Source organism: Micromonospora parastrephiae, from assembly GCF_016802865.1.
Lineage (GTDB): Bacteria > Actinomycetota > Actinomycetes > Mycobacteriales > Micromonosporaceae > Micromonospora > Micromonospora parastrephiae.
The window spans coordinates 1-5,932 of the sequence record NZ_JAEVHM010000261.1; the positions used below are offsets into that span (position 1 = coordinate 1).

Sequence of the window (5,932 nt, forward strand, 5' to 3'; positions counted from 1 at the left end):
CTCTCGGCCCGTCCGCGCCGCCGATCCATCCAGAGCCCTACCCGCCCGCGGGGGTGACTATGCCCGCCCGCCTGAAGTGCGCAGCTCGTCCGGCCGAGGCGCCGGCAGCAGGTCGCCCAGCAGTTCGGTCAGGACGGTGAGGCCGTCCGGGCTGAGCACCGACTCCGGGTGGAACTGCACACCGGCGAAGCCCTGCCCGCGCAGCGCGTGCACCGCCCCGTCGCGCGCGTCCCGGGCCAGTTCGACCGGCCCGTACGCGGTGTCCAGCCGATCCGCTCCGGCGCGGGCGGTGAACGTCGAGTAGAAGCCCACCCGGCGGGCCCGACCGAACAGCGACACCTCCCGCTGCAACCCCTGGTAGGGCGCGTCCCGGCGGTGCAGAGGCAGCCCCAGCAGCCCGGCCAGCACCTGATGGCCGAGGCAGACCGCGAGGGTCGGTTGGCCGTCCGCGAGCAGTCCGGTCAGCAGCTCGCGCAGCGCCACCATCTTCGGCTCGTTTGGGCTGCCCGGGTCACCCGGTCCGGGTCCGGCCACCACCAGGTCGTAGTCGTCGACCGGGCCGCCGGCGTGCCACGGCCGCAGGGTGACCGTCAGACCCAACGCGCCCAGTTGGTGGGCCAGCATGCCGGTGAAGGTGTCCTCGGCGTCCACGATCAACGCCCGTCGGCCGACCAGCCCGGGCAGGCCCGGTGCGTCCGGTGCCCGCTGGTCCAGCCAGAACCGTGCCAGCGGCGCGTTACGCGCGGCCAGCGCGTCGCGTACCGCGGGGTCGTCGGCCAGCCGCGTGACCGGCCCGCCGTCGCCGGCGGGCGCCGCCGGACCGAGGCCGAGCGCGGCCAGCACCCCGGCGGCCTTGGCGTGCGTCTCGGCCACCTCGCCGTCCGCCGTCGAATGCCGGACCAGGGTGGCGCCGACCGGCACCCGCAGCCGGCCGGTGGGGGAGATCTCGGCGGTACGGATCAGGATCGGCGCGTCCAGCGTCTGCCGGCCGGCCTCGTCGTGACCGAGCAGGGCCAGTACGCCCGCGTAGTAGCCCCGGCCGCGACCCTCGTGTCGGGCGATCACCCGGCAGGCGTTCTCCATGGGGCTTCCGGTCACGGTCGGCGCGAACATCGTCTCGCGCAGCACCTCCCGCACGTCGCGGGTGCCGCGCCCGGCGAGCAGGTACTCGGTGTGCGCGAGGTGGGACATCTCCTTCAGGTACGGGCCGATCACCTGGCCGCCGTGCTCGGCCACGGTGGCCATCATCTTCAGCTCCTCGTCGAGCACCATGTACAGCTCCTCGACCTCCTTGGGGTCGGCGAGGAAGCGCAGCAGCGCCGCCCGGTCCGGTACGCCACCGGCGGCTCGGAAGGTGCCGCTGATCGGGTTCATCATCACCAGCCCGTCGTCGACGCTGACGTGCCGCTCCGGGCTCGCGCCGACCAGCGTCCGGGTGCCGGTGTGCACCACGAACGTCCAGTACGCGCCGCGCTCGGCGACCAGCAGCCGACGCAGCGCGGCCAGCGCCGCCACCAGCGGCGGGCCCTGCACGGTGGCGTTCAGGGTGCGGTGGATGACGAAGTTGGCGCCCTCGCCGTGCCCGATCTCCTCGGCCAGCACCCGGCCCACGATCTGCGCGTACTCCTCGTCGGTGACGTCGAACGCCGCGTCGACGGCACGGACCGGCTCGTCGGGCAGTTCGGCCAGGACGTCGGCCAGGGGAATGCGCCGGTGCTCGCGGATCTGGAGGCATTCCAGCGGGGCGCCGTCGTCGACGCAGGCGAAGCCGCGTTCGGCGATCTGCCGGAACGGCACCAGGGCCAGCGTCCGCGCCCCGGGCGTGTCCTGCGGCAGCGGAATGTCCGCCAGGCGGTCGACGGTGTCGACGAGGCCGGTGAACAGCTCCAGCTCGTCCGCGCCGTCGCGGCGCAGCAGCGCGAAGGGGCCCGGATCGGCACCGCGGGTCACGGCGGCGAGCAGGTCGGTCAGGTGGGTCATCGGAATCTCCGTCGGGCCGGGCGCCGCCGGTCGGGGCGGCCATCCGGGCCGGAGATCCGGCGGCCGCCTCGGTGGCGGCCGCGTGGATGGAGCTACGCGCGGGGGGTGGCCGCCGGGTCGGCGGGCCACCAGGAGGTTGGATGCGCGAGCATGTGATCCACCCTACGCGCCCGCGGGCGCGTTGGCACCGGGTAACTTGACCGGCGATGAACATTCTCGCGCTCGACCTGGGCACCTCCTCGGTACGCGGGCTGGTGCTGGACGCGGACACCCAGCCGCTGCCCGGTGCCCTGGCGCGCCGGAAGGTCAGCCTCGCCATCGGCGACGACGGCACCGGCACGCTGTCCGGTCCCGGCTACCTGGCCTGCCTGATCGAGTGCCTCGACGAGCTGGCCGACGGGGGTCACCTGCACGACGTCGACCTCGTGGCGGTCTCCGCCCAGTGGCACTCGGTGCTTCCGCTGGACCGCGACGGCACCCCGCTGGGCCCGGTCGTCACCTGGCTGGACACCCGGCCGACGCCGGTCCACGGGGTAGCCGGGCCGGCCGACGCGGACGACTTCCACCAGCGCACCGGGTGCTGGTGGCACCGCTCGTACTGGTCGGTGCGGCTGCCCTGGCTGCGCGAGCAGTCCGGCACCCCGATCGCCCGGTTCGTCGGCCTGCCCGAGTACGTGCTGGGCCAGCTGCTGGAGGCGGTGCCCATGTCGGTCTCCCAGGCCTCCGGCACCGGCCTGCTGGACCTGGGCAGCATGCGCTGGGACGAGGAGGCCCTGGCGCTGGCCGGGGCGCGACCGCAGGACCTGCCACCCCTGGGCGAGCTGGACTGGCACGGCCGCCTGCGGCCCGAGCAGGCCCGACGCTGGCCGCAGCTGGCGCGCGCACGGTGGTCACCGCCGGTGGGCGACGGCGCGGCCTCGAACGTCGGGTCGGGCTGCGTCGACCCGAGCCGGGCCGCGGTCACCGTGGGCACCTCCGCGGCGGTACGACTGATGCAGCGGATCCCCGCCGGTGAGCCGCTGCCCCGGCTGCCCGAACAGCTCTGGCGCTACCGGGTCGACCACGACCACGTGGTGACCGGTGCGGCCTACTCCAGCGGCGGCAACCTGTTCGCCTGGGCCGACCGGGAGCTGCGGCTGCCCCGGGGCGCGGAACTGGACGCGGCGCTGGCGCTGGTGCCGGCGGGTGGCGGTCGACCGGCCGACCCCCGCTTCGGCGGCGACCGGGCGCCCGGGCTGGCCCCGGCGGGCTCCGGCGAACTGGGCGGGCTCAGCTTCAGCACCACCGCCGTCGACATCCTGGCTGGACTGATGCAGGGGCTGTGCGGGCTGGTCGCCGACGACCTGGCCGTGCTGGAGTCCACGGTCGACAAGCCGGTCGCAGTGGTGCTCGGCGGGGGCGCGGTGGCCGCCTCGGTGTGGTGGCGGCAGGCGTTCGCCACCGCGCTCGCGCCGCGACCGGTGTCGCACCAACGCAACCCGGAGATCGGTGCCACCGGGGCGGCGTTGGTGGCGCTGGGCCGGTTCGGAGACGCGGTGGAGCTCGCCGACATCGGCCGGACGGACGAGCTGGTGTTACCGACGACGGCAGGACGTTCCCACCCGCAGTATCCTTCCTGAACTTCCGTTCCGTTCGGGCCGTTGACAGCGCTCCCGAGCCTGGTTGGATGGACTGCGCTCCCCGGACCGCGGTGGACGCGGTAGGACGAGGAGGCAGGGTGGCGGCAGGTCCCGACCCGGCGAACGGCACGGTGTCGAACCATCGCCGGCGTCGCTTCGACGTCCGGGTCGTTCCCCATCGACGTCGGTCCCCGTTCCGACTGCGGGACTGGCGGATGAGCACCAAACTGGCCACCGTGCTGGTGGTGCCGTCGGTGGCGTTCCTGGTGCTCGCCGGCGTGCAGACCAGCGCCCTGGTGGGACGGACGACGGCGTTGAACGACTTCGCCCGGCAGGTCGGCATCGGCCGGCAGATCACCGCGGCGGTGCACCAGCTCCAGCAGGAGCGGGACCGTACGGCGGGGGAGCTGGGCGAGCTGCGCCGAGGCGCCGACCGGGACGCCGCGGCCAGCACGCTGAAGCCGTTGCAGGCGGCCGCGGACCGGGCGATGGCCGACCTGAGTCGGGCGGCCCAGCCGCTGGCCGACGCCGACGCGTCCTGGCGGGTGGCGTTCTCCGAGGCGCAGGAGGCGTACGACCAGGTGATCGACATCCGTCCGGCGATCCCGCCGGCGGTGCTCAGCAACGACACCATCCTGAGCAACTACCACCGCGCCGTGGGCGCGTTGCTCGACCTGCTCGCCGAGCCCACACCGGGGCAGGACCAGGCGGCGTTGAGCGACGCGGTGCTGCGCTACGTGCAACTGGCGCGGGTCAAGGAGCTGTCCTCCCGGGTCCGGTCCCAGTTGTACGGCGCCGCCCGCGCCGGCAGGTACGGCACCGAGGACCGGGTGCTCCTCGCCGACCTGCGCGCCCAGCAGTTGACCGCCCTCGGCGCGTTCCGGGTGGCCGCCACCACCGACCAGATCCGCCGGTACGACGAGACCTCGGTGGATCCGACGTTCGTGGTCGCCACCCAGTTGGAGGAGCGCAGTCTTCCGGCCGGGAACGCCGCGCCCGAGGTGCTGCCCGCGGAGCAGTGGTGGTCGGCCAGTCAACAGCGCCAGGAGCTGCTGCGGCAGGTCGAGGCCGGGGTGCTGGACGACGCCGTGCGGCAGGCCGACGACGCCAGCTCCGGGCAGCTGCGGACCACCCTGCTGGTGGTCGGCGGGATCGTCGCGGTGCTGTTGGTCGCCCTGTTGATCTCACTGCTCGTCGGTCGGTCGGTCGCCCGGTCGATGCGGCTGCTGCGCAGCCAGGCGTTGCGGATCGCGCAGGTGGAGCTGCCGGACGCGCTGGACCGGCTGCGGACCGTCACCGGCGGGGTGTCGCCCATCGAGGTCGCCCCGGCGGTGGTCCGTTCGCTCGACGAGATCGGCGAGCTGGCCGAGGCGTTCGTCGCGGTGCACCGCAGCGCCGTCACGGTCGCCGTGGAGCAGGCCATGATGCGGCGCAACGTCAACGCGATGTTCGTCAACCTGGCCCGGCGCAGCCAGGTGCTGGTGGAACGCCAGCTGGAGCTGCTGGACGACCTGGAGCGCGAGGAGAGCGACCCGGACCAGCTGGAGAACCTGTTCAAACTGGACCACCTGGCCGCTCGTATGCGCCGTAACGACGAGAGCCTGCTGGTGTTGGCCGGCACCGATTCCACCCGCCGGTGGAACCGGCCGGTCGGCCTGGGCGCGGTGCTGCTCGCCGCCGCCGCCGAGATCGAGCAGTACCAGCGGGTCCGGATCGAGCCGGTGGGCGACGTGTACGTGGTCGGGCACGCCGTGGGTGAGCTGGTGCACATGTTGGCCGAGGTGTTGGAGAACGCCACCGCGTTCTCCGCCCGGACACCCTGGTCGTGGTGGACGTGCGGCTTGAGGCATCCGGTGCGCTGGTCGAGATCGTGGACCGTGGCCTGGGCATGAGCCCAGCGGCGCTGGCCGAGGCGAACGAGGTGCTGGCCAGCCCGCCGGCCGCGGACGTGGCGGCGGTCGAGCGGATGGGTCTGTTCGTGGTGAGCCACCTGGCCGCCCGTCTGGGCGTGCGGGTGCGACTCGACGGGGGGGCAGGACGGCCTGGTCGCCCGGCTCGCGTTGCCGGCCGCGCTGCTGGCGCCGGCGAGCGGGGTGGAGGTGGATCCGCCGGCGCCGGCCCGGATGTTGGCCGCGAGCGCCACCCGGGGCGTGGGCGGGCAGCGGCAGCCGGCGACTGCGCGGACGGACCAGACGCCGGGTGTGGCGTCGCTGGATCTGCCGGTGGCCGGTCGTCCGCCGGTGAACGCCGTACCACGTCAGGCCCGGCCGGTGCCCGGTACGAGCCGAGGACGTGCTCGCCCCGGCCGCCCCCGGCGGGTGCCGGGGGGCGGC

Annotated in this window: 3 protein-coding genes and 1 pseudogene; 3 read left to right on the forward strand and 1 reads right to left on the reverse strand. The window is 74.3% G+C overall.

The features are described from left to right. Window positions 1–57: 57 nt before the first annotated feature. Window positions 58–1,980: an anthranilate synthase family protein gene (locus JNW91_RS28785; RefSeq protein WP_203178631.1), complete on the reverse strand. Its 1,923-nt coding sequence runs from the start codon at window positions 1,978–1,980 to the stop codon at window positions 58–60. 206 nt (window positions 1,981–2,186) lie between these two features. On the opposite strand from JNW91_RS28785, the gene JNW91_RS28790 reads away from it, so the two are divergent. The 3 genes and pseudogenes from JNW91_RS28790 to JNW91_RS32795 all read left to right on the forward strand — a co-directional run. Further along, window positions 2,187–3,599 carry an FGGY family carbohydrate kinase gene (locus JNW91_RS28790; RefSeq protein WP_203178633.1) on the forward strand — a complete coding sequence of 471 codons (1,413 nt, stop codon included), beginning with the start codon at window positions 2,187–2,189 and terminating at the stop codon, window positions 3,597–3,599. A 215-nt stretch (window positions 3,600–3,814) separates the two neighbouring features. Continuing rightward, window positions 3,815–5,491: a nitrate- and nitrite sensing domain-containing protein gene (locus tag JNW91_RS28795; protein ID WP_238425887.1), complete on the forward strand. Its 1,677-nt coding sequence runs from the start codon at window positions 3,815–3,817 to the stop codon at window positions 5,489–5,491. Between the two features lie 168 nt (window positions 5,492–5,659). Continuing rightward, window positions 5,660–5,932, forward strand: a pseudogene (locus JNW91_RS32795) (nitrate- and nitrite sensing domain-containing protein); the annotation flags it as partial.